At 32.9% G+C, this 25,453-nt stretch carries 24 protein-coding genes; 9 read left to right on the top strand and 15 right to left on the bottom strand.

Annotated features, from left to right (window positions below):
* Positions 1-90 precede the first annotated feature (90 nt).
* From F7018_RS06645 to F7018_RS06620, 6 genes are all read right to left on the bottom strand, one after another.
* Complete coding sequence (locus tag F7018_RS06645) at positions 91-1,029, bottom strand: hypothetical protein (protein ID WP_150899231.1); 939 nt, start codon at positions 1,027-1,029, stop codon at positions 91-93.
* Complete coding sequence (gene dcm / locus F7018_RS06640; RefSeq protein ID WP_150899230.1) at positions 1,022-2,314, bottom strand: DNA (cytosine-5-)-methyltransferase; 1,293 nt, start codon at positions 2,312-2,314, stop codon at positions 1,022-1,024. The genes F7018_RS06645 and dcm overlap by 8 nt, the downstream gene beginning before the upstream one ends.
* Positions 2,307-2,612: a helix-turn-helix domain-containing protein gene (locus F7018_RS06635; protein WP_150899229.1), complete on the bottom strand. Its 306-nt coding sequence runs from the start codon at positions 2,610-2,612 to the stop codon at positions 2,307-2,309. Before F7018_RS06635 ends, dcm begins: the two co-directional genes overlap by 8 nt.
* Before the next feature lie 476 nt (positions 2,613-3,088).
* Positions 3,089-3,394, bottom strand: coding sequence for a hypothetical protein (locus F7018_RS06630; protein WP_150899228.1), 306 nt, complete (start codon positions 3,392-3,394; stop codon positions 3,089-3,091).
* Between the two features lie 125 nt (positions 3,395-3,519).
* The gene (locus F7018_RS06625) at positions 3,520-4,140 is read right to left on the bottom strand and encodes a hypothetical protein (RefSeq protein WP_150899227.1); all 621 of its coding nucleotides are present in this window, start codon (positions 4,138-4,140) and stop codon (positions 3,520-3,522) included.
* A gap of 276 nt (positions 4,141-4,416) precedes the next feature.
* Positions 4,417-5,631 (bottom strand): alpha/beta hydrolase-fold protein, encoded by a 1,215-nt coding sequence (locus F7018_RS06620; protein ID WP_150899226.1) that lies wholly within the window; start codon positions 5,629-5,631, stop codon positions 4,417-4,419.
* A 208-nt stretch (positions 5,632-5,839) separates the two neighbouring features.
* Here F7018_RS06620 and F7018_RS06615 point away from each other — a divergent pair, with 208 nt between their 5' ends.
* The 3 genes from F7018_RS06615 to F7018_RS06605 are packed head-to-tail and all read left to right on the top strand — an operon-like array spanning position 5,840 to position 8,329.
* The gene (locus F7018_RS06615) at positions 5,840-6,790 is read left to right on the top strand and encodes a DUF2157 domain-containing protein (protein ID WP_150899225.1); all 951 of its coding nucleotides are present in this window, start codon (positions 5,840-5,842) and stop codon (positions 6,788-6,790) included.
* Complete coding sequence (locus F7018_RS06610) at positions 6,778-7,854, top strand: DUF4401 domain-containing protein (RefSeq protein WP_150899224.1); 1,077 nt, start codon at positions 6,778-6,780, stop codon at positions 7,852-7,854. Before F7018_RS06615 ends, F7018_RS06610 begins: the two co-directional genes overlap by 13 nt.
* Positions 7,841-8,329: a GDYXXLXY domain-containing protein gene (locus F7018_RS06605; protein WP_150899223.1), complete on the top strand. Its 489-nt coding sequence runs from the start codon at positions 7,841-7,843 to the stop codon at positions 8,327-8,329. The genes F7018_RS06610 and F7018_RS06605 overlap by 14 nt, the downstream gene beginning before the upstream one ends.
* A gap of 75 nt (positions 8,330-8,404) precedes the next feature.
* Here the strand turns inward: F7018_RS06605 and argH are convergent, their stop codons facing one another.
* The 9 genes from argH to F7018_RS06560 all read right to left on the bottom strand — a co-directional run bounded on the left by argH (position 8,405) and on the right by F7018_RS06560 (position 17,446).
* Entirely contained in the window at positions 8,405-9,682 is a 1,278-nt protein-coding gene (argH, locus tag F7018_RS06600; protein ID WP_150899222.1) for an argininosuccinate lyase, read from the bottom strand.
* Between the two features lie 257 nt (positions 9,683-9,939).
* Positions 9,940-11,013 carry a M20 family metallo-hydrolase gene (locus tag F7018_RS06595; protein ID WP_150899221.1) on the bottom strand — a complete coding sequence of 358 codons (1,074 nt, stop codon included), beginning with the start codon at positions 11,011-11,013 and terminating at the stop codon, positions 9,940-9,942.
* Entirely contained in the window at positions 11,010-11,789 is a 780-nt protein-coding gene (argB, locus tag F7018_RS06590) for an acetylglutamate kinase (protein WP_175578671.1), read from the bottom strand. Before argB ends, F7018_RS06595 begins: the two co-directional genes overlap by 4 nt.
* The gene (locus tag F7018_RS06585; protein ID WP_150899219.1) at positions 11,786-12,727 is read right to left on the bottom strand and encodes a Rossmann-fold NAD(P)-binding domain-containing protein; all 942 of its coding nucleotides are present in this window, start codon (positions 12,725-12,727) and stop codon (positions 11,786-11,788) included. Before F7018_RS06585 ends, argB begins: the two co-directional genes overlap by 4 nt.
* Positions 12,724-13,860, bottom strand: a complete 1,137-nt coding sequence (locus tag F7018_RS06580; RefSeq protein WP_150899218.1) for an aspartate aminotransferase family protein — start codon at positions 13,858-13,860, stop codon at positions 12,724-12,726. Before F7018_RS06580 ends, F7018_RS06585 begins: the two co-directional genes overlap by 4 nt.
* Complete coding sequence (proC, locus tag F7018_RS06575) at positions 13,857-14,657, bottom strand: pyrroline-5-carboxylate reductase (protein ID WP_150899217.1); 801 nt, start codon at positions 14,655-14,657, stop codon at positions 13,857-13,859. The genes F7018_RS06580 and proC overlap by 4 nt, the downstream gene beginning before the upstream one ends.
* Before the next feature lie 17 nt (positions 14,658-14,674).
* Positions 14,675-15,652: an N-acetyl-gamma-glutamyl-phosphate reductase gene (argC, locus tag F7018_RS06570; RefSeq protein ID WP_150899216.1), complete on the bottom strand. Its 978-nt coding sequence runs from the start codon at positions 15,650-15,652 to the stop codon at positions 14,675-14,677.
* Positions 15,653-15,656: 4 nt separating this feature from the next.
* Positions 15,657-16,835 (bottom strand): argininosuccinate synthase, encoded by a 1,179-nt coding sequence (locus F7018_RS06565; protein ID WP_150899215.1) that lies wholly within the window; start codon positions 16,833-16,835, stop codon positions 15,657-15,659.
* Positions 16,832-17,446 carry a GNAT family N-acetyltransferase gene (locus F7018_RS06560; RefSeq protein WP_150899214.1) on the bottom strand — a complete coding sequence of 205 codons (615 nt, stop codon included), beginning with the start codon at positions 17,444-17,446 and terminating at the stop codon, positions 16,832-16,834. The genes F7018_RS06565 and F7018_RS06560 overlap by 4 nt, the downstream gene beginning before the upstream one ends.
* An 809-nt stretch (positions 17,447-18,255) precedes the next feature.
* On the opposite strand from F7018_RS06560, the gene F7018_RS06555 reads away from it, so the two are divergent.
* The 6 genes from F7018_RS06555 to ilvC are packed head-to-tail and all read left to right on the top strand — an operon-like array spanning position 18,256 to position 25,451.
* On the top strand, positions 18,256-19,143 hold the full coding sequence (locus F7018_RS06555) for a branched-chain amino acid transaminase (RefSeq protein WP_150899213.1): 888 nt from the start codon (positions 18,256-18,258) through the stop codon (positions 19,141-19,143).
* Between the two features lies 1 nt (position 19,144).
* Positions 19,145-20,821, top strand: a complete 1,677-nt coding sequence (gene ilvD / locus F7018_RS06550; protein WP_150899212.1) for a dihydroxy-acid dehydratase — start codon at positions 19,145-19,147, stop codon at positions 20,819-20,821.
* Between the two features lie 11 nt (positions 20,822-20,832).
* The gene (ilvB, locus tag F7018_RS06545) at positions 20,833-22,566 is read left to right on the top strand and encodes a biosynthetic-type acetolactate synthase large subunit (protein ID WP_150899211.1); all 1,734 of its coding nucleotides are present in this window, start codon (positions 20,833-20,835) and stop codon (positions 22,564-22,566) included.
* 2 nt (positions 22,567-22,568) lie between these two features.
* Entirely contained in the window at positions 22,569-23,105 is a 537-nt protein-coding gene (gene ilvN / locus F7018_RS06540) for an acetolactate synthase small subunit (protein WP_175578670.1), read from the top strand.
* The gene (locus F7018_RS06535; RefSeq protein WP_246175063.1) at positions 23,089-23,916 is read left to right on the top strand and encodes a class I SAM-dependent methyltransferase; all 828 of its coding nucleotides are present in this window, start codon (positions 23,089-23,091) and stop codon (positions 23,914-23,916) included. Before ilvN ends, F7018_RS06535 begins: the two co-directional genes overlap by 17 nt.
* A gap of 29 nt (positions 23,917-23,945) precedes the next feature.
* Positions 23,946-25,451, top strand: a complete 1,506-nt coding sequence (ilvC, locus tag F7018_RS06530; protein WP_150899209.1) for a ketol-acid reductoisomerase — start codon at positions 23,946-23,948, stop codon at positions 25,449-25,451.
* Positions 25,452-25,453 lie beyond the last annotated feature (2 nt).

Here is a 25,453-nt window from a genome sequence, read left to right as displayed (position 1 = left end):
AAGCGAAATAATAGAAGAGAAGCCCTATAAAGCCAAGGCTAATAATGGATATGAGTAGTTTCTTTTTCAGTGTTTTAGATTTATGAGTTTTTAATGTTTTAAATTCATGAGTTTCATTTCAGAATCTTCATTTAAAACAGGAATATCTTTACTTAAATTATTTTTAAAAAGTTTGACACCAGTAGCAATTAAAACTCTCTCTATTAGTAATCTAGTTTGATTAGAGGTTTCTGGTGGGAGTTGTATTATAGAGTATTCATTCCAGTCGTCAAATGAGTGATGCTTTTGACCATCAGGATATCTTTGAGATAAAGATTGTTTAGTTTCTCCAATATAAAATTCTTTTTTTTCTCTATTTAAAAGAAGATAAATGTTATTTTCATTCATTTCTTTTTTAAGCTCATTCCTTGGTTTCCATTCACCTATTTGGATTCTTCTTAATATTTCATTGTCATCACTTAATAGGTAATCAGCAATTAGATAAGAACTTAATTCTTTAAAAATGTTAGGAAAACCTTGAGACTCTTCTCTAACTTTAAAATATTCTTTTATACGTATGATAGGGTTTCCTTTTTTCCATTCTACTTTTACTTGTAATTGCTCCTTAAAGCCTCCTATGTCATATTCGGAAAACCTTTGATTTTTATAATATTCATCACCAATATGATATTCTAAAGACCTAACGAAGCTTTTAGGGTAATCTTTAGCAAGTTGTGTAGCAAAATCTTTATCCCATTTAATTCGGTAAGAACTTTCTTTTTTTCTATCCTTAACAAAGGAAAGAGATAAGGTAGCTTTGAAATTATACTTTACTCTACCTAAATCTTTCGGTGATTCGTAGTCAATATCAATAATCCATTTATAATTACTTTTATCATGTTTATTAATAATGTTTTGTCCCCAACTTTTAACATAGTAAGAAGGTAAGGTGATTTTTAAATCGTTTATGAACATTGATTTATGAATGTCTAAAGGGAAGAATCCAGAGGAAAGTCTTATAGGTTGTACTCGATTAGTTCTTTTATCCATTAATTATTTTTTTATAAAGTTCTTTTCCAATTTTTTCAATGATACCTACAACTAAGGCATTTCCCATAAAAAAAGCTCTTTTGGTGTCTGTAATACCTTCAAGTTGCGTATGATTGTCAGGAAACATATTTAAACGTTCTAATTCTGTGGGAGTTAGCCTCCTTAAACCTTTGTCAGTATCAACAATATGTTTAAATCTTGAAGGAGATTTACCTCCTTCACCAGTTATAATTGTTCTAGAAGCGTTATCTAAGGCATCAGGGTAAATCATAGCTCCTTCACTATAATTATATTCAAATCCATCTTGTGTTTTTCTTTTTTCTTTTTTTGCTCCTTTTAAGTACTCCCACATTTGTTTCTCTGTAGAAATAGTTTTCAAGCTACCATCTTTATTAATTACAGTCTTTATAGTTTTTAGTGATTTGTCTTCAATAAAAAACTCATTTGTCACTTCTCCGTTTTGTAAAATATCTCTTAAAACGGTATATTTTCCATTATAATTAGCTATAGTTTTAGTAGTGTATACCTTTCCATTAATCATTAAACCTGTATTTTGAAAAGGTGAGAGTTTTCCTTCTTTATTAAATTCATTTGTAATTTCTACTAAATCACTTTTTAATTCAAGTTCTTGAATTGAATTTGTTTCTTGAACAGGAAAAGCAGTTGCTATTGTTCCTTTTTTTGTAATCCAATTTAAAGATGTTTCTTTTTTTAACTTTTTATATAAATTACTTGATTTATGATAACCTAAAAAGAAAACTCTTCTTCTACGTTGAGGCATACCATACTCTGCTGCATTTATAACTCTCCATTCTACAGCATAACCAAGTTCGTTTAAACTTTGAAGCATAACAGCAAAGTCTCTACCTCTTTGTTTGGCAGGAGATTTTAAAAGTCTATCTACATTCTCTAAAAATAAATATTTAGGTTTTTTATCTTTCTTTTCCTCTAAAATTCTTTGAATAGACCACCATAAAACACCTTTTTTACCTTTTAGGCCCTTGGAATTGTGTAATGTTGTCGCAACAGAATAGTCTTGACAAGGAAATCCTCCAACAAGTAAATCGTGATCAGGAATTTCTTTTGTGGGTACACTAGCTATATCTTCATTTGAATGGTTTTCTTTTCCAAAACGAGCTTCATAAACTAAAGAAGCATGTTGCATTTTTGTAGAAGGTTCCCACTGATTACTCCAAACAATATTATAATTACTTTTTTCTAAACCAAGTCGAAATCCTCCAACCCCTGCAAAAAGCTCAACTACTTTTATAGATTTATTATCCATTTTCTTGATTTTTATAGTATTTAATTTTCTCTTCCGCTACTTTTAATATTTCAGAAGAAGATTCTGTGTATTTTAATTCTTGAGCTATTTTTTCAGAATACCAATTTATAATGAGTTCTTTCTCGGAAAGATTATAGAAATTGGCTAACCTAATTAATTGTTCTTTGGTAGGTTTTCTTTCACTTTTTTCAAACTTACTAATTAGAGATTGATCAATATCAACTTCCGCTGAAACCTTTCTAAGTATAAGGTCTTTTTGTTCTCTCGCTTCTCGTAATGTATCTCCTAATTTTTTCATTTGGACAAAATGATTATAGACATATTTTGTCCAAAAATATGAAAACTTTTTTATCTATAATTTTAATTCTTCTGTAAAATGAGCACATAAAAAAAGCTCAATCCTATAATGAATTGAGCGGTATTATTTTATCTAGCTACAAAATACAAAGGTATGTACAATTATAAAAGTAAATATGGTTCTACTGAATTTAGTACATACTTAGATAAATAAAGGTATCAATTTAACATTAATATAAAAACTGACTACTTTTAGTATTTACTAACCCTAGGAAGAGGTGAGAGAAAACATTAAAAAATTGTTGCATTACGATTTTTACAATAATGTAATCCAGCTTGTAGTTTGCTGATTTGTGGTTCGTTAATTAGTTGTGCAAGTTCTACTTTATTATAGCCTTTGCTAATTTTAAGGGATTGCATATATGAAAGAAGTTAGAGTAGTGGGTTAGTAAAGTTATTTCTAATAAAATTTTATGTTTAGATAGTACTTCCTAACACAGCTAGCCCTATGAAAAGTAAAACCCAAAGAATAAACCCAATTAAAGAGATAATAAGTCCAGCAATAGCAAGTCCTTTTGGTTTTTTGAATATGCCAATAAATGAAAGAATCAATCCAAAAGACCATAAGAACCATCCAAAAAATGGAATCCATCCAAGAAATAATGAGATTATAGCAAGTACAAATCCAGCAATTCCAATTCCATTTGTTTCTTTTTGCTGTATAATAATTGTTTGTTCTCGATGATTATTGTTTTGTCCTTTATGGGGGGGGATTTCTGACATTATTATGTAAGGTTTATAGGTTGTTTATTATTAAGTTTATAAAGGGAATGCTATTTTGGTAAATTTACATATTTAGTTTTTTTAGTCAACGTAATGAGCAAACTTTGTGAAATAAAAGTTTGAAATTAGGTGTTTTCAAAAAACTTTACAGCATATTTACAATACTCAATAATTAAATCTTTATCTGTATCAAATTCTTTTCGTTTTCCTAAATAATTGTGAGAGGTTGGTGTGATTTCCTTTCCTTGCTCTAATTCTTCATATGAAATACATTTAATATGTTTTTTTGTAACGAGAATGAATAGAGCGTTTTCAAAAGGATAATCACCATATCTAGTAATGTCTTTAAGTTTTAATTCTCCATTTGCTCTATACTTTACTTCAATAAAGTGAGCTTGGTTATCTTTGAAAATAACAAAATCAGGCATTTGCCTTATGTTTTTAGCAACGTCTCCACGCACACCTTTTAAAAGGTCTTTAATTCCCGGAATGGAGTTTTCCATACCATAGCTGAATACTTGAAAACCAAGTGAACGAAAGAGTTCTTCGATGATTGTTTCTGCAATTCGGCCTTTTATAATACCTGAAATCCAAGGATTTTCTTTTGGTTTAGAATCTGTTTTCTTTTTGCTTTTGGGTTTTTCTAAAACCAATATGTTTTTAGAATTTTCTTGTTTTTTATAGCAAGAAAAGCAAAAACCGCCATGAAATTTTGTGTATTCTCCACAAGCTATACATTCAGCCATACTTCTTGTTAAATATTTTTTGGGGTTGAGCAGTGTTGATTTACAAACAAAGTATACTACATAATTATACTTTTATTCAATGCTAGCAAACCTACCATTTAATAACAAAACAACTTTACGGAAATCCCTACTTTAAGTAAGGTTTTTCCCTATTTTTAAATATGAGTGCATAAGAAATGCCAATCCTATAATGAATTGGGCAGTATTGTTTTATATGGTAATCAATAGCTATTGCAAAAGTTTATTGATGTATTGGTAAATAAGGTCTATAAAAACTTATTTATTTTGTAGTTGGTCTAATTGACTCTTTGCATAAGGAGTTTCTTGCAAAGAGTATGATTTTTTAAAGTTTATTAAAGCTTTGTCTTTTTTATCCATAGCTAAATATAAGTCTCCCAATGAATTATATACCCTAAAGCTTGTTGGGTAATTGATACAGTTTAGTTTAAAAAACTGCTCTGCTTTTTTGTAAAGTTTGGCAGTCATTAGTTCATATCCTTTACTATCTACATAATGTATGCTAGGTTTTACTTTTCTACCATAATATTCAGACAAACGTTGGTAGTGTTTTGTTAGTTTGTACAAGCTATTGCTTTTAGGGTTTAAAAGTTCTTGCTGAGTAATAGTTGGTTTATAAAAATCGAAAATATAACGAAGAGCATCGTACTTGGTAATTAAAGGAACTGAAGGATGCGTATCGTTTTTATAGTACTTTGCTTTGTAGGATAAGTTGTTTAGTGTGTCTTTCTTTAGAAAAGCATTAAGTTCTAAAAGAGCTCTTATATGTTTAGTATTTTTAGAGTTGCTTTTTTGAACACTTAGCGTATCCAATCCTTTGTTCATGGTATTTGCAATTCCTAAAAAGAGTGATTTTCGCGTATATTTTTTGTCAAATTGTATGTTCTTAATCTTGTTCAATAAGTTTTTATTATCCCACGACATAGCAGGATCAATAGATACATAAGCATTAAATAGTTCTGGTTTATGTGCTAAAACATTCAAAACGGTAAGTCCTCCTAAAGAATGACCAATGAATGTACGATAAGAGTCAGTATCATAGGTTGAATCGATATAAGGAATTAATTCATGTTCAATAAAAGAAAGGAACTTATCTCCATCACTAGAGTCTGAGTGTCCTTTTTTTAAAGAGTTGTCTATTTTCGTAGGTGCTAAATCTCTTGTCCGATTGGTATTTACGATTCCTACAACTATCATTTTTGGACAAATAGTATTTATAATACTTAAATGTTGAAGTATTCCTACTAACGAATAAAAGTGTGAGTTTCCGTCTAAAAGATACACCACTGGATATCTTTCTTTTTCTGAAGCTGAATTATGATACCCATAGCCTTTAGGGAGATGAATCCATAGTTCTCTTTCTTCATTTAATATTTTAGAATGGATGCTGCTAATTTTACCAATAGTAATATTCTGTCCAGTAACGGTATAAATACAGCAACATAATAAGAAGGCTAAACCTAGTTTTTTCATATGCAATTTTTAAGTTTTATAAAGCGTGTTGTTTTATCTAGCTACAAAATACACAGGTATGTGCAATGATAAAAGCAAATATAGGTTTTCCTCAATTTAATACATATGCAGATAAATAAAAGTATAGATTTAACATTGATATAAAAATTGACTACTTTTAGTATTTCCTAATCTTAGGAAGAAGTGAGAGAACATTAAAAAAAATTGAATGAAAGATATTGATAGAGAAGATATTCAGATAATTGCCCAGCATAGCAATTGGTCTGAAAGAAGTATTCAAAAGATATTGAATACACAGGTGTATCACGATAAAACATCTTGGCAACAGTTTCTGAGATTGTTTTTTATGAGTTTGGGGGTTGGTTTTACTACCGCGGGAATTATTTTCTTCTTTGCCTATAATTGGGCAAGTATGCACAAATTTTTTAAACTAGGTTTAATAGAAGGAGGAATTTTATTACTCACTATTGTTTTAGTAGTGGCTAAAATACCGTTAGATATAAAGAAAATAGTATTAACAGGAGTTTCTATATTGGTAGGAGTGCTGTTTGCTGTATTTGGTCAGATTTATCAAACGGGTGCCAATGCCTACGACTTCTTCTTGGGTTGGACTATGGCTATTGTTATTTGGGTAGTCATTTCAAACTTTGCTCCTTTATGGTTGGTATTTATAACGCTCATCAACACAACGCTTATTTTATATGCTGAGCAAGTAGCTCAAGACTGGTCAGAAATTTTTCTATTTGCTTTGCTGTTTTGTATCAATGCGCTGTTTTTAATAGCATTCTTATTGGTAAAGAAAATAAACGAACATATTAGTGTACCTAGTTGGTTTACCAATGTATTAGCATTGGCAGTGGTATTCTTTAGTACCGTAGGAATTGCAACAGGAATTTTTGAAAGAAATCTGGAAGCTTTTTGGGTGTTATTACTATTAGCAACAGGGTTGTATGGAATTGGAGTTCGATATGGATTGAAGGAAAGAAGTGTTTTTTATCTTTCAATAATTGCGTTTAGCTGTATTATTATTTGTTGTGCACTGCTTTTAAAAATAACAGATGTGGAAGGAATGTTTTTCTTCCTGAGTCTATTTATTATTGCAAGTGTAAGTGTTGTGATTAAAACCTTAACAGATTTGAAAAAGAAATGGAAGAATTAGCGAATAAAAAGGAACTATTAGAAAGTATTCGTTTGAGTGAAGACAAAGATTTTACCTATAACGAACAAGCAATTTTAGACAGTTACCTTAAAAAAGAGGAAAACAAATCGGGCTTAGCAATTAAGATACTTACCATTTTAGGAAGTTTTGTAGCAATGTTAGCATTTATAGTCTTTTTAGGAATAGCTGGTTTTTACAGTTCTGAAGCTGCAATGATATTTTTAGGAGGACTGTTTATAGTACTTGCTGTTGTAACTAATGTAGTAAAGGATAATCTTATTTGGGATACCTTTAGTGTTACAATATATATAACGGGATTTGTAATGCTTGCTTTTGGTTTGTCCTGGGCAAAGATGAATGAAGATATGATAACCATACTCGTTGGCTTGATAGCTTTTGTGACTTTAGTAATGACACAAAATTATATCTTATCGTTTATAGCCATACTTACCGTAAATGGAAGCTTTTTGTTTTTATTGTTAAATACAAAGGTTTACGATTTAATTCATATATATGTTGGAGTGATGGCTTTAATGCTAAGCTATGTATTTTTAAAAGAGGCAAGAATATTATCAGCCATAAAAAAGCTAGCGAAACTATACAATCCACTTAGGATTGGCGTGGTTATTTCTTTTCTAATAGGTTTGAGTATGTTGGGGAAGAAAGGAGCAATAGCATTGAATGAAAATTACATTTGGATTTCCTCGGTATTATTTATCATCATAGGTATGTATATTGTACATGTGATTATCAAGGTGCACGAAATAACACTAGCTAAAACTAAAGCAATACTATATGTGTTCAGCTTTTTAATATTACTGTCAACTGTATTCTCACCAGCAATATCGGGAGCTATCATATTGTTGTTACTTAGCTTTTTAGTTAATTATAAAACAGGACTGGTTATAGGGATCGTAGCTTTAATCTATTTTGTTTCGCAATATTATTACGACTTGAGCTTTACTTTACTAACCAAGTCTATACTATTATTCGTATCGGGTGTGCTGTTTTTAGCATGCTATGTATTCACCACAAAAATGCTAGGAAATAATGAAGAAATATAAATGGATACTCATTCTTTTAAACCTTGCTATTTTATTAATATTGTTTAATCGATCAATTTTTCAGAAAGAGGCCTTATTAGAAAACGGACAATTGGTTTTGTTTGAATTAGCTCCTGTAGATCCTCGTTCTTTAATGCAAGGAGATTATATGAGATTGAATTATGCGATTTCAAACAATATAGATACTGATAGTATTGCTAAAAGAGGATTCTGTGTAATAAAACTTACCGAGAATGGCATTGCAAAGAAAGTGCGTATGCAAGGTGGTAAAGAACCAATAAACGAAGGAGAGTTTTTAATACGATATAACTTAAAGAAATGGGGAAGAGTAAGTATTGGTGCTGAATCTTACTTTTTTCAAGAAGGTGATGCTAAAAAGTATGAAAAAGCTAAGTATGGAGGAATCAAAGTAGATACACAAGGAAATAGTCTTTTGGTTGGTTTGTATGATGAAAATCGACAAAAAATAGAATAAACACCAGATGGTATATCGTCTTAAAAGCAGATAATTGAAGTTATCTGCTTTTAAGACGATATTTTAAATTACTCGTTAACTATTTTCCATTTTCTGACGTATCAATTCCAAACCTAAATTTCCCATACTACCTAAATGACTGTGTTGTTTAGACCTGTCGGGAACATAGCTCCCTTGATTTACCTCATTTCCTATTTTCTGATAAGCCTCACGGAAAGGCATTCCGTTTTCTACCAAAGTATTGATATTGTCTACCGTAAATAGATATTGGTATTTTTCTGAAGTCAAATCAATGTCTTTGATAACAATCTGCTCAATGGCATAGTTAAAGATGAACAGAATTTCTTTCATACTTTCCAAAGCCTGTAGCATGTTTTCTTTTAACAACTGATAATCTCTATGATAACCACTAGGTAAATTATTGGTGATTAAAAGCATTTCGGATTGCAAGGCTTGAATCTTATTGCATTTACCACGGATGAGCTCAAAAACATCTGGATTCTTTTTATGTGGCATAATGCTACTTCCAGTGGTAAGTGCTTCAGGGAAGGAAATAAAATCAAAATTCTGACTCATATACAAACAAATATCCATAGCAAAACGAGCTAGGGTATTGGCTAAGCTACCAACAGCCATGGCAACGGTACGTTCGCTTTTTCCTCTGCTCATTTGAGCGGCTACAACATTGTACTTTAAAGTAGCAAACTCAAGTTCTTGGGTGGTAAAAACTCTATCGATAGGGAAGGAGCTACCGTAGCCAGCTGCTGAACCTAATGGATTTTGATCTACTACTTTTAATGCTGCATTTAAAAGATATACATCATCGATTAAAAGTTCAGCATAAGCAGAAAACCATAAGCCAAAAGAAGAAGGCATGGCTACTTGCAAATGCGTATAACCAGGTAGTAAAGCATCTTTATGAGTATCAGCCAATTGGAGCAGCGTATCAAAAAAGGATTTAGTCAAATGGTTGATTTCCTGTAAGCTCTCTTTATAATATAAATGCAGAGCGACTAACACCTGATCGTTTCTAGAACGAGCGGTATGTATTTTCTTTCCAACATCGCCGTATTGTTGGGTGAGTTCAAATTCTATTTTAGAATGTACATCTTCAAAGTGTGCTTCAATGGTAAAAGAGTTGTTGTTAATTTGCACAAGCAAGGACTCTAATCCTGAAAGCAATTGTTGAAGTTCATCAGCGGTTATGATGTTGATGTTATGCAACATTTTAGCATGTGCTATAGAAGCAAGTACATCGTATTTCGCAATATGCAGGTCAATTTCTCTGTCGTTACCTACGGTAAACAGTTCTATTTTATGGTCTATATTGGTTCCTTTATCCCAAAGTTTCATTTTTTTTCAATTATCAATTATCAATTATCAATTATCAGTTAACAGTTAACAGTTAACAGTTAACAGTTATCAATTCTCAATTAAGTCTTTTGTCTTTCGTTTTTAATCTTTTGTCTTTTATCTAACTACTCAATACTAACATCTCACTACTCATGTCAAAAGTTATTAGTCTTTAGTTGTTAGTTGTTAGTTTTTAGTAAATGTAGTTTTACACTTCAAGTCTTTTCGTCTTTTATCTTTTGTCTAACATCTCACTACTAACACCTCAATACTATATCAAGCATCTCCACATACAACTCAATCCCTTCTTCAATTTCATGGAGATAAATAAATTCATCAGCGGTATGCGAACGCTTACTATCTCCAGGTCCTAGTTTTAAAGAAGGACAACTCAATACAGACTGATCAGAAAGCGTAGGAGAACCATAAGTAGTTCGACCTAAGGAAATTCCAGCTTGAACCAAATCGTGATGTATAGGAATGGAAGAAGAATTTAAATGCGTACTACGAGGAACAATACTATGGCAAGGTGCTTCTTTTTGAAGTAAATCGACAATTTCCTGATTGGTGTATTGGTCGTTTACACGAACATCAACCACTAAGGAAACTTCGGCAGGTACAGCATTGTGTTGTTTCCCTGCATTGATTTGAGTTACCGTCATTTTTACAGGGCCTAAGACCTCAGAAGTTTTTTCAAACGTATAGTCTTTAAACCATTGTAACACATCTATACAATTATAAATAGCATTGTTAGTGTTAGGATGAGCAGCATGACTCGGAGTTCCTTTAACTACGGCATCAAAAACTACCAAACCTTTTTCGGCAATGGCCAATTGCATTTGCGTAGGTTCGCCAACAATGGCTACAGCGATTTCCGGAATACTAGATAACATACTGTTTAATCCGTTAGCTCCGCTGCTTTCTTCTTCAGCTGAACCTACAAATACCAAGTTATAAGCTAAGTTTTCCTGTGCGTAAAAATGTGTGAAAGTAGCCAATAAAGAAACCAAGCATCCACCAGCATCGTTGCTTCCTAAACCGTATAGTTTGCCGTCTTCAACCTGTGCTTCAAACGGGTTTTTGGTATAGCCTTTATTAGGTTTTACCGTATCGTGATGAGAGTTGAGTAATAAGCTAGGCTTTTGTGAATCGAAATGCTGGTTTACTGCCCAAACATTGTGTTGGTTTCTTTGAAATGGTATGTGATGGTTAACAAACCAATTTTCAAGCAAGGCAGCAGTAGCATCTTCTTCAGAAGAAAAAGAAGGTGTTTCAATAAGCTTTTTTAATAGCTCAATGGCTTCAGTGGTTAATATATCTAGTGTTTTCATGAAGCTTGTATGGTAGTAAATTTAGAATTTTGTTTGTATAGCATGGCTGGTTTTCCAAGACATACTTTATGTACTTGATGGTCTATAGCATAGAAACAATTGTTTAGTTTAGGTAACATCCCATTGACTATAATTTGCTGTGATAGTAGGTCTTGGTAAGTTTCTTTAGTAAGATGTTCTATCACAGAATCGTCATTTTCTACATTGATTAATACCCCGTTTTTTTCAAAACAGTAATAGAGTTCCGTTTGATACTGTTGTGCAAACCCTATAGCTAGCTCAGCAGCTATGGTATCGGCATTGGTATTTAACAATTGTCCTTCTGTAGAATGTGTAATGGCACAAAAAACAGGCGTAATATGTTGGGCTAATAAGCTTTCTAAAACAGTGGTGTTTACTTTAACCACATCGCCCACAAAACCATAATCAATATCTTTTACAGGTCTTTTTACTGAAAGAATCGTATTTCCATCTGCTCCCGTAAAACCAAGAGCATTGCAAGCATTCTTTTGGAGTGTTGTAACTATGTTCTTATTGATTTTTCCTGCATATACCATGGTAATTAGGTCTAAGGTTTGGGGATCGGTAATTCTTCTCCCATCAGTCATTTGTACCTTAATATTCATTTGTTCGGCAAGCTTGGTTGCTAGTTTACCACCTCCATGTACCAGTATTTTCGGACCTTCTATAGTTGAAAAGTGATACAAAAAGTCGTCCAAGGCTTTTGGGTCGTCAATAATATTGCCGCCTATTTTTATTATTTTAAGTGTTTTCATGAGGATAGGTTTTCTATAATTTTCTTCAATACTATCTGAGCTGCATAGGTTCTGTTATTGGCTTGTTGTATAACCACAGAAGCATCACTATCTAACACAGCATCTTCTACAACTACATTTCTTCTTACGGGCAAGCAGTGCATAAATTTGGCTTTGCCTAAAGTTTCTTTGTTAAGCATCCAATTGGAATCTTCCGAAAGTATTTTTCCGTATTCTGAATAACTACTCCAGTTCTTTACATAAACAAAATCAGCATCTTGTAGGGCTTTCTGTTGATTGTATTCAATGGGAATACCTTTAGTTATTTGAGTGTCCAATTCATAACCTTCAGGATGTGTGATGGAAAAATCAATGTCTATTTCCGACATCATTTTTACAAAAGAATTGGCAACTGAATGAGGCAATGCTTTGGGGTGGGGTGCCCAAGACAATACTACTTTTGGTTTGTGTATGGTTTTCAACTCTTCAATAGTAATGGCATCAGCCAAGGCCTGTAGTGGATGTGCAACCGCACTTTCCATATTAATGACAGGAACAGTGGTATATTTTACAAAACTATTCAAGACTAAATCGCTACTGTCTTTTGCTTTATCTTTTAATGAAGGAAAAGCTCTTACTGCAATAACATCAGCATATTGAGAAACTACTTGTGCAGCTTCTTTAATATGTTCAGCAGTATTGAAATTCATCATAGTTCCGTCTTCAAACTCAAGTTTCCAAGAATCGTTTATATTTAATACCATTACATCCATCCCTAAGTTCTTGGCTGCTTTTTCGGTACTTAATCGCGTTCTTAAACTTGCATTAAAAAATAGCATGACCAAGGTTTTATGCTTTCCAATGCTTGCATATTGATACGGGTTTTTCTTTAAAGCGATGGCTTCTTGAATGGTATTTGGAATACTTTCAAGGTCTTTTATGTTGGTGTATTTTTTCATGATTGTTTGTTTAACTCGGTTAACAGTCCTTCAAAAAAGAAATCGACCTGTGGTTCTTTCAAGGTTAATGGTGGAAGGATTCTTAATAAATTCGGATTCTTGGCACTTCCTGTAAATATGTGTTGCTTAAAGATGAGATTCTTTCGTAAGTCTGCTATCGGAAAATCGAATTCGAGTCCTAACATTAAGCCTCTTCCTTTTAGCTTTTTTATTTGAGGAATTGTTGCTGCTTTTTGTTGAAAGTAGGCTGAAATATGCTTGGCATTGTCTAATAATTGTTCTTGCTCTAAAACAGTTAAAACACTTAACGAAGCTGCACAGGCTAAATGATTACCACCAAAAGTAGTTCCCAACAAACCATAAGATGCTTTAATACTTGGGTGAATTAAGATACCTCCTATAGGAAATCCATTTCCCATACCTTTTGCCATAGAAATAATATCGGGTTGAATTCCATGTTCTTGAAAAGCAAAGAAATCACCAGTTCTTCCAAAACCCGATTGCACTTCATCTGCAATCAATACTGTTTGGTACTTTTTACATAAGTCAGCCAAACCTTGGTAAAACCTTGTAGAGCTCTCGTCTAAACCACCAACTCCTTGAATATATTCAATAATAACAGCGCATACATCGCCTTTTTGCAATGCTTTTTCTACGGCTGTTAAATCGCCCAATTGGCAGAATTCAACTTCTTGCTGTGCATTGATAGGTGCAATAATCTTAGTGTTATCAGTAGCAGCAACAGCAGCTGAGGTTCTTCCGTGAAAAGAGTTTGAGAAAGAAAGAACTTTCTTTTTACCCGTATGAAAGGAAGCTAGCTTTAAGGCATTTTCATTGGCTTCGGCTCCCGAATTACATAAAAACAATTGGTAATCCTTACAATTAGCTTGTTGTGTTAATTTCTTAGCCAAAGCCTCTTGCAATGGATTCTGAATAGAATTGCTATAGAACCCTAAATCGCTTAATTGTTTTCTAATGTTTTGTACATAAGTAGGATGGGAGTGCCCAATAGAAATAACAGCATGCCCTCCGTATAAGTCTAAATATTCGGTACCGTTTTTATCGTATACAAAAACATCTGCTGCCTTTACTGGGGTAATGTCAAACAAAGGATATACATTAAATAAACTCATAATTGTTCCGATTTTATAGTGTTAATTTTTTGGTAGGATGCCACCATTCCTTGGATAAGTGATGAACTTAATCCTTGGTGCTCCATTTCATTCAGTCCCTCAATAGTACAGCCTTTAGGAGTAGTTACTTTGTCTATTTCTTGCTCTGGATGATTGCCATTGGTAATTAGTAAGCTAGAAGCTCCTTCGCAGGTATGCATAGCTAGTTCCTGTGCTTCATAAGCATCAAAACCAAGTTGAATAGCAGCTTGAGTAGTAGCTCTAATCATTCGCATCCAAAAAGCAATACCACTAGCACAAACTACCGTAGCTGCTTGCATTTGCGATTCTGGTATGATGATAGAAGTTCCTAGTTTGTTAAAAATAGTCTCCGCAGTACTTATTTTTTCTAATCCTTTAGAATTTCCACATAAACAAGTCATCGATTTTCCTACGGCTATAGCTGTATTCGGCATAGCTCTGATGATACTGTTTTCAACTCCTATGATTTCTTCAATCTTAGCAATTGAAAAACCTGTAATGGTAGAAATAACCAGATGATGTGATTTTAATTCTGGTTTTATTTCTGCTAATATCTTGGTTAAATGTGCTGGTTGTACAGCTAAAAGAATAATGTCTGAATTTTGAACTGCTTCTGTGTTGTTACTTGTTAAGAAGACATTGTCAATAGCCTCAAACTCTTTAAGAGCCGCTATGTTTCTTTTGGTTAAGTATAAACTACTAATTGCTTTTGTATTAATAAGTCCTTTTGCAATAGATTTACCTAAGTTTCCTGTACCTATAATTGCTATTTTCATGTGTTTGTGTTTTGTTATTAAAAGAAGTTTGCTTTTAGTTGTAATCCTTCAGATTCCTCAAAACCAAATAGTAAATTCATGTTTTGAATGGCTTGTCCTGAAGCTCCTTTTAATAGATTGTCAATAATACTTGTAATCAAAAGTTTGTTGTTGTGTTTGTGTAAGTGAATCAAACATTTATTGGTGTTTACTACTTGTTTTAAGTGTATTTGATTCTCTGAAACAAAAGTGAATGGAGCTTCTTTGTAATATTCCTGATACATAGCTTTTGCATCTTCCAAACTTCCTTCAAAATAGGTGTAAGCTGTGGCGAAAATTCCTCTTGAAAAGTCACCTCTGTTAGGCATGAATACGAGTTCATTATCAAAATTAGTTTGTAAGATTTTGATTGACTCAGTAATTTCTCCTAAATGCTGATGCGTAAAAGGTTTGTAATAAGAAAAGTTATTATCTCTCCAAGTAAAATGAGTAGTTGGAGATAAAGAAGTTCCAGCTCCTGTAGCTCCTGTTACTGCATTGATATGTACATCTTTACTAAGTAATCCTGATTTAGCTAATGGTAATAAAGCGAGTTGAATTGCTGTGGCAAAGCAGCCTGGGTTTGCAATGTTTTTGGCCTTTTGAATGTTTTCTTTTTGTAATTCTGGTAAACCGTAAACAAATTCTCTCTCTTGAAAAACTTTGTCTTTAGCTAACCTGAAATCATTTCCTAAATCAATGATTTTAGTCTTGTTAGAAAAGAGATGACTGTCTAAAAACTTCTTAGAATTTCCGTGTCCCAAGCATAAAAACAACACATCTACTTTTGGATTGATGGTGTCTGTAAATTCCATAGTTAAAGAACCTTCCAAATCTTGATGAACGACACTAATTTTATTTCCTGCATTGGATGTACTGTATACAAAGTTCAATGTAGCCTTTGGATGTTGTAGTAATAATCTAATTAGTTCACCTGCGGTATAACCTGCACCTCCTATAATTCCTACTTGTATCATGTTGTTAAGAATTTACTTGTTGATATATTTTATTCTGATTTCCTAAGATTTTGATAAATCCTTTGGCTTCGTCTGAAGTCCAGCTATTATTTTCTTCACCATAACAACCAAACTTTGGGTTCATCAAATCATGTTTAGAACTAATACCATCTAATTGAAAATGATAAGGTTTTAAGGTTACGAACACGTCGCCTGTTACTTTTTCTTGACTACTACTTAAAAAAGCTTCAATATTTCTCATTACAGGATCTAAATAATATCCTTCGTGTAAATGCATTCCATAAAAACTAGCCATGTATTCCTTATGTTGTAACTGCCATTTTGTTAAGGTGTGCTTTTCTAACAAGTGATGTGCTTTAATAAGTATCAAAGCAGCCGCAGCTTCAAAACCAACACGTCCTTTAATTCCTACAATGGTATCACCTACATGAATATCTCTACCAATGGCATAAGAACTCGCAAGTTTGTTTAGTTTTTGTATGTTGTTTTCTGGAGTATCGTTAATGGAGTTTAAGCTTATAAATTCTCCTTTCTTAAAACCTAGTTTTATTGTTTCTTCTCCTGTTTTTTCTAATTGAGAAGGATAGGCCTGTTCTGGTAATGCTTTATGAGATGTTAAGGTTTCGTCGCCACCAACACTGGTTCCCCAAAGTCCTTTGTTTATTGAGTATTTAGCTTTTTCCCAAGAGAGTTCAATACCATTGTCTTTTAAATATTGAATTTCTTCCTGTCTCGATAATTGTTGTTCCCTAATTGGAGTTATAATTTTGATTTCTGGAGCAATTGTTTGGAAAATCATATCAAATCTTACCTGATCGTTTCCTGCACCAGTACTACCATGTGCAATATATTGTGCTTCGATACTTTTAGCATAATTAGCAATTTCAATTGCTTGAACTATTCTTTCTGCACTAACTGATAAAGGATAGGTGTTGTTTTTTAATACATTTCCAAAAATGAGATACTTCACTACTTTTTCATAAAAGGTAGAAATGGCATCAATATTTTGATAAGTTGAAACGCCCATTTTGTAGGCATTGGTTTCAATAGTTGTGATTTCTTTTTGAGTAAAACCTCCTGTGTTTATGCTAACCGCATGTACTTCGTATCCAGCTTTAGATAAGCTAACAGCGCAATAAGAAGTATCTAATCCTCCACTATATGCAATGACTAATTTTTTCATTTTTTATCTTTTTTTAAATAGATGCTTTCTTTAATTCTCTTTAATCTTTGAAACACCTTTTCTTTGATTTTTACCTTGTTATTATTTGTTGTTGCTGGATTGTATAACATGCCCGTACACAAGCACATTTGTTGTTTTGTTCGCTGTAAAACATCGTAGTTTTTACAAGTCTGACAACCTTTCCAGAAGGAAGCGTCATTGGTTAATTCTGAAAAAGTAACGGGTTTGTAGCCTAGGTCGCTATTTAGTTTCATCACAGCCAATCCCGTAGTAATAGAGAAGATTTTAGCATTTGGAAACTTAGTTCTAGAGTGTTTAAAAACAGTTGCTTTAATTTTTTTAGCAAGTCCAATTCCTCTGTAATCTGGATGAACAATTAATCCAGAATTGGCTACAAACTTACCGTGGCTCCATGCTTCTATATAGCAAAAGCCAGCAAACTTATCGCCATCTAAGGCAATAACAGCGTTGTTGTTTTCTAGTTTAGTAATGATGTATTCAGGTTTACGTTTGGCAATACCTGTACCTCTAACTTGAGCAGCCTCATCAATTGTTCGACAAATGATATCAGCATACTTTGTATGCGATTTATCAGCAATAACAATTTTCATTGTTCTTGATTTTAAATTAAAATGATTGTAAAATGGATTGTTTTTGAAAAGAAGAACCGGACTCACCTAGGTTCAATAACCGACTAACACCCTGACGGGCGACGGCGGAAAATAGGGCGTACAACAACTGGACTATTCGAAAGAATAGCTATAGGAAAAACCGATATGTAGTTGAAATTGTACAAGAAATAAAAAATAAAAATTACGTATATAGGGTATGGTTTGTTAGCTTTTAGCGGCGGCGTAAGCGAACAAATGTACTGGGAACAGTACTACGTATTTTATTTTTTAAAGAATTCATGCCGCAAACATATAAAATAATTTTTATTTTTTTTGAAATAAATTAGGATAATTAAAAAAATATTCTAAATATTTGTGACATAGAACGAATGAATAAACAGATTTTAAATATCATTTCTATTATTGTCATTGTGATTATTTCACAAGGATAGAAGGGATGTGTTTAAATTATAATGTAGTATAAGAAAAAGGCTTCCTAAATTTAGGAAGCCTTTTTTAGTTAACAAAAGATATGAATAGAAACTTAAATATCGTAGTAGTATTAATTATTGTCATTATTAGCTCACCGCCGAGTTGATACAGATAATTATTGCTATACAATAAAGCCTGTGTCAATTTAGATGCAGGCTTTTTTTTGTACTGAATATTAGAGTTTTAAATATGTAACTAATTAAAAATCAGTAAAATGAGTTTTAAATCCGTCAAGTAGATATCATTAAATCACAGAAAAATAAGAATTAACTAAAAGGATAATAAAATAATTTCGAACAGCAAAACAACTAAAAACAATGTATTACAAAGAGGATAGTATCATTTTTTATAACGGAAAATTTATCAAAGCATCGGAAGCTACAGAGAATCCATATAGCCAAAGTTTACATTATGGAAATGGCGTTTTTGAAGGTATAAGAGCTTATAATACTCCGAACGGTACAAGAATTTTTAAATCGGAAGCCCATTATAAACGCTTAAAATATGGAGCTGAAGTAATGAATATTCAGTTCAACTATACAGAAGAAGAACTTACTAAAATAACATATGAATTGTTAGAAAGAAATGGGTTGAAAGATGCATATATACGCCCGTTAATCACCACTGGGGCAGATATGAGTTTGGTAACTTCTAATGAAACGAATTTAATTATTCAGTGTTGGGAATGGGGAAAATATATGGGAGATAAGTTATTGCGTGTTAAAACATCTTCATTTCAAAGACCAAATCCAAAAGCATGTTTTGTAGAGGCAAAGGTTACTGGACATTATATCAATTCTATTCTATCAACAAATGAAGCTAAACAAAATGGTTATGATGAAGCTTTGTTATTAGACATGAATGGAAATGTAGCTGAATGTTCTGGTGCTAATATTTTTATGGAAAAAGATGGAAAGTTGTATACGCCACCACGTGGGCATATTATGGCTGGAATTACAAGATCTACTGTTATAGAGTTGTGTAGAGAAGAAGGGATTTCTATTGAAGAAAAGCACTTTACACTAGAAGAATTGAAAAATGCAGATGCATGTTTTTTTACAGGAACCGCTGCTGAAGTAGTAGGGTTACAATCTCTAGATACTTATGAATTTCCTCTTGCATGGGAAAAATCACACGGATATCAATTAATGAAATTATATAAAGACGAAGTACTAGGCTTACGTCAAAAAAGAAAAGCGAGTTAGAATGGAATTGAATAAATTCAGTAAGCAAGTTACACAAGACGATACTCAACCAGCAGCGCAAGCAATGTTGCATGCCATTGGTTTGTCAAATTCAGATTTACAAAAGCCACTAATTGGAATTGCAAGTACTGGATATGAAGGTAATCCGTGTAATATGCATTTAAATGATTTAGCAAAGTTGGTAAAAGAGGGAACTCAAAAAGCCGATTTAGTTGGGCTAATTTTTAATACAATTGGAGTTTCTGATGGGATTTCTATGGGGACACCAGGAATGCGATTTTCGCTACCATCAAGAGATGTAATTGCCGATTCTATGGAAACCGTAGTACAAGCTATGTCCTATGATGGCTTAGTAACAGTAGTAGGTTGCGATAAGAATATGCCAGGTGCTTTAATGGCAATGTTACGATTAAATCGACCTTCAGTTTTGGTGTATGGAGGAACTATAGCTTCTGGATGTCATGAAGGAAAAAAGTTAGATGTAGTTTCTGCATTTGAAGCTTGGGGAGAGAAAGTAGCAGGGAAGATAGACAACGAAGAATATCAAAATGTTATAGAGAAAGCATGTCCAGGAGCTGGTGCTTGTGGAGGAATGTATACTGCAAATACTATGGCTTCTGCTATTGAAGCTTTAGGAATGAGTTTACCGTATAATTCGTCAAATCCTGCCATTAGTAAAAACAAAGAAGATGAGTGTATAAAGGCAGGAGAGGCTTTACGTGTTTTATTAGAAAAAGATATTAAACCATCTGATATTGTTACTAAAAAATCAATGGAAAATGCGATTCGTTTGGTAACAGTTATGGGAGGTTCAACCAATGCGGTATTACACTTTTTAGCAATAGCAAAAGCAGCAAATGTTGAGTTTACGTTGAAAGATTTTCAGCGTATTTCAGATGAAACTCCATTCCTTGCAGATTTAAAACCAAGTGGGAAATACTTGATGGAAGATGTACATCGGGTAGGAGGAATACCAGCGGTACTTAAATATTTATTAAAGAAAGGATTATTGCATGGTGATTGCTTAACCGTAACAGGAAAAACATTAGCCGAAAACTTGGAAAGTGTACCAGATTTAACGGAGAATCAAGATGTAATTAAGCCTTTAGATACGCCTATAAAAGCAACTGGGCATCTTAGAATGTTATATGGAAACCTAGCAAAAGATGGTTCAGTAGCAAAAATAACAGGAAAAGAAGGTTTGTTTTTTACAGGAAAAGCAAAAGTATTTGAAGGTGAGTATGCTGCAAATGATGGAATTAGAGATGGGAAAGTTAGCAAAGGAGATGTTGTTGTTATTCGATATGAAGGTCCTAAAGGCGGACCAGGTATGCCAGAAATGTTAAAGCCAACTGCCGCTATTATGGGAGCAGGCCTAGGAAAAGATGTTGCGTTAATTACCGATGGACGTTTCTCTGGAGGAACACATGGTTTTGTTGTTGGACATATTACTCCAGAAGCACAAGACGGAGGAGTAATTGCATTGGTAAAAGATGGAGATACCATTTCGATTAATGCAGAGAACAATTCAATTACTCTTGAAGTTTCAGAAGCAGAATTAGAAGAAAGAAAACAACAATGGAAAGCACCTGAATTGAAAGTAAACAGAGGTGTTTTATATAAATACGCTAAAACAGTTTCATCAGCATCTAAAGGATGTGTAACCGATGAATTTTAATACCTGAAGTTATGACCACAAAAACAAAAACACAATCTTTAACACAAACAAAACAGCAATTGCATATTTCAGGAGCAGAAGCTGTGGTAAGATGTTTATTAGAAGAAGGAGCAGATTTGATTTATGGATATCCGGGTGGGGCAATTATGCCTGTATATGATGAGTTGTTTAAGTATCAAGATAAAATACATCATGTACTTACACGTCATGAGCAAGGAGCAACACATGCTGCGCAAGGATATGCTAGAGCTACAGGAAAAGTTGGAGTAGCTATGGCTACTTCAGGTCCAGGGGCAACTAACTTGATAACAGGAATAGCCGATGCTCAAATAGACTCCACTCCAATGGTATGTATTACAGGACAGGTAGCAGAGCATTTATTAGGTTCGGATGCTTTTCAAGAAACAGATATTGTAGGTATTTCTACACCAGTCACTAAATGGAACTATCAAATAACGAAGGCATCAGAGATACCAGAAATATTTGCAAAAGCATTTTATATCGCTAAATCAGGGCGTCCAGGACCTGTATTAATTGATATTACTAAGAATGCTCAATTTGATACATTCGATTTTGAATATGAAAAATGTACCAATGTTCGAAGTTATAAAGCACAGCCCGAAGTAAGTTTAGAAGAAGTTAAGAAGGCAGCTACATTGATTAATGCAGCTAAAAAACCTATGATTGTTTTCGGACAAGGAGTTATTCTAGGAGAAGCTGAACAAGAATTTAAAGCTTTTATTGAAAAAACAGGGATTCCATCAGCATGGACAATTTTAGGTTTATCAGCATTGCCAACAGAACACGAATTGAATGTTGGTATGGTTGGAATGCATGGGAATTATGCACCTAATAAATTAACCAATGAATGTGATTTGTTAATTGCTGTAGGTATGCGATTTGACGATCGAGTTACAGGAAGTTTAGATACTTACGCTAAGCAGGCAAAGGTTATTCATTTTGAAATAGATCCAGCAGAAATTAACAAGAACGTTCAAGTTGATGTTGCAGTTTTAGGAGATGTAAAAGAAAGTTTAGCAGAAATATTACCATTTGTAAATCAAAACTCACATACAGAATGGTTGGAGGAATTTAATAAGCTAGAAGCTGTTGAATTTGACAAAGTGAAAAAAGACGACTTGTTCCCAACTAAAGAAGGATTGACCATGGGAGAGGTTTTAAAAGAAATCAATAATGCTTCGGGAGGAGATGCTGTTATTGTTTCAGATGTAGGGCAACACCAGATGTTTGCGTGTCGTTATGCAAAATTCAATAAAACTAAAAGTAATATTACTTCTGGAGGTTTAGGGACAATGGGATTTGCTTTACCAGCAGCTATTGGAGCAAAAATGGGGGTTCCGAATAGAGAAGTTGTTATGATTGCTGGTGATGGAGGTTACCAAATGACAATTCAAGAATTAGGCACCATTTTACAAACCAAAGCAGCCGTTAAAATAGTAGTTCTTAATAATGAATATTTAGGAATGGTACGTCAATGGCAACAATTGTTTTTTGACAAGCGATATGCATCAACAGAAATGACAAACCCAGATTTTGTTGCTATTGCTGAAGGGTATAGTATAAAAGCAAACAGAGTAACTAAAAGAGAAGACTTAGCTAAATCGGTTCAAGAAATGATGGAATCTAAAGAAGCGTATTTTTTAGAAGTATGCGTAGAAAAAGAAGATAATGTATTTCCAATGATACCAACAGGAGCCTCAGTTTCAGATATAAGATTAGAATAATTATGGAAAATAAGCAAACATTTACAGTTTCTGTATATACAGAAAATAACGTGGGATTATTGAATAGGATTTCAGGAATCTTTTTAAGAAGGCATATCAATATTGAAAGCATGAATATTTCTAAATCGGAAATAAAAAGTGTTTCAAGATTTACATTATTAGTCAAAGTAACCGAAGAGCAAATAAAGAAGATTATTGGTCAAATAGAAAAGCAAGTAGAGGTTATCAAGGCTTATTATCATACAGTTACAGACACGGTTTATCAAGAGTCTTGTTTGTTTAAGTTAAGCTCAGAATCTTTAATAGAAAACGATCATATTCAAACAATTATTAATAATAGTAAATCGAGAGTAATTAATATAAACAAAGATTTTTTTGTACTTGAAAAGTCAGGTACAAAAGAAGAAATAGAAGAATTATATCATGCATTAGACAAGCACGGAATTATGCAGTTTGTTCGATCAGGACGTATTGCAATTACAAAAGATGAAATGAGAATTTCCAAATTATTAGAATCAGGAATTGAGAAAAGATATTAAAATACACGATACAGCCTTTATGACTTCTATGTTTAGAGCTATGAATGAATCGTTAAGTAACGACTCGTATTCTAAGCTATGGAATAATAGAAAGACAAAGGTTTGGGTGGACGATTATTTGAAAGAAGTTTCCAAAGAAGAAGTCCATACCCATTGTGTACGCAATAGATTTTTCTTAGAAAAGATTAAAGAACGATTACAAGAAGTAGAGGTGCTCATTAATTTTGGAGCAGGCTTTAGTATGTATCCTTTTTTGTTAGATGAATCGATAATTCATATCGAAATTGATAAACCAGACATTGTTAATTATAAGCAAATTCAAATTTTAAATTGGATTTCAAAAGGTGAATTGCCTCAAAGAGATATTCATTTTATTGGAACAGATTTCAGTCAAAATTATGAGGAAGATTTATACACTAAAATAAAGACGATAAAGAAAGATAAGAAGTCTTTTATTTTAATAGAAGGTGTCTTGTTTTTTCTAGATATGAATCAAGCAAAAAGAATATTTGATTTTTTCGATAAGGTTCAAAACATAGGAGAATATATAGGAAGTGTTTCATTTAAGCATACAATAAAAGAAACCAAGGTGTTTTCAAGATTGTTACAGTTTTTTAATGATAGAATTTTAAAAACATCGGAAGATGATTACTTAACAATAGATACTAGTTTTTATACAAAACAACCAAGGTATACTATAAAAGAGCATAAAGATTACTTTATGTATTCTAAAGAATTAAACAATAAAATAAACCAAAACGCAACAGATATTTTAAATGAAAACTTTTATCTGTTACAAAAAACAACATAAAAAAAGCGTAAGGCTAAAAACTATAAGTTATGGCAACAAATTATTTCAATACATTATCATTAGCAGGAAAATTAGAGCAACTTGCAAAATGTAGATTTATGGAAGCATCAGAGTTTTCAGAAGGAGTTAAAGCATTAGAGGATAAAAAAGTAGTTATTATAGGTTGTGGGGCTCAAGGTTTAAACCAAGGATTAAATATGAGAGACTCAGGTTTAGATGTTTCTTATGCATTACGACCAGCAGCTATTGAAGAAAAGAGAGCTTCATATAAAAATGCTACTGAAAACAATTTTAATGTAGGTACGTTTGAAGAGTTAATACCTAATGCTGACTTAGTATTGAATCTAACACCAGATAAGCAACACACAAGAGTTGTAAAAACGGTAATGCCTTTAATGAAAAAAGGAGCAACATTATCATATTCTCATGGATTTAATATTGTTGAAGAAGGGATGAAAATTCGTGAAGATTTAACAGTAATTATGGTGGCACCAAAATGTCCAGGAACAGAAGTAAGAGAGGAGTATAAAAGAGGTTTTGGAGTCCCAACATTAATAGCTGTACATCCAGAGAATGATCCTGAGAATAAAGGATGGGCGCAAGCAAAAGCTTATGCAGTAGCAACAGGAGGAGATAAAGCTGGGGTTTTAGAGTCTTCTTTTGTGGCAGAAGTGAAATCGGATTTAATGGGAGAGCAAACTATTTTATGTGGAGTGTTACAAACCGCATCGATTTTATCTTTCGATAGAATGTTGGAAGAAGGAGTTGAACCAACTTATGCGGCAAAACTAATTCAATATGGTTGGGAAACTATTACCGAAGCTTTAAAGCACGGAGGAATTACCAATATGATGAACCGTTTGTCTAATCCTGCAAAAATGAAAGCATTTGAACTTTCAGAAGAGTTGAAAGAAATATTAAAGCCATTGTTTGATAAGCATATGGATGATATTATGTCAGGACATTTTTCAAAAACAATGATGGAAGATTGGGCAAATGATGATGTAAATCTATTATCATGGAGAGAAGCAACAGGAGAAACTGCTTTTGAAAAGACAGAAGCAACTGAGGTTGCAGTAAGTGAGCAAGAGTATTTTGATCATGGTACTTTAATGGTTGCTTTTGTAAAAGCAGGAGTAGAGTTGGCTTTTGATACTATGGTTGCCTCAGGAATTAAAGAAGAATCGGCATACTACGAATCGTTACATGAGTTACCATTAATAGCAAATACAGTTGCAAGAAAGAAGTTATATGAAATGAATCGAATTATTTCAGATACTGCTGAGTATGGGTGTTATTTATTTGATCATGCAGCAAAACCATTATTAGTTGATTTCATGAGTAAGGTTGATACTTCAGTAATAGGAAAATCATATGCAAATTCTAATGAAGTAGATAACTTAGAATTAATTAGAGTTAATGAATCTATCCAGAGTCATCCAATTGAAAAAGTAGGAAAAACATTAAGAGCGTCAATGACGGCAATGAAAGTAATCGGTCAAGAAGAAAAAAAGGAGGCAGTAGTTTTTCATTAAAA

Source organism: Tenacibaculum aiptasiae (assembly GCF_008806755.1).
GTDB lineage: Bacteria > Bacteroidota > Bacteroidia > Flavobacteriales > Flavobacteriaceae > Polaribacter > Polaribacter aiptasiae.
The sequence above is the reverse complement of the archived record's forward strand: the minus strand, read 5'-3'. Positions and strand labels throughout refer to the sequence as shown.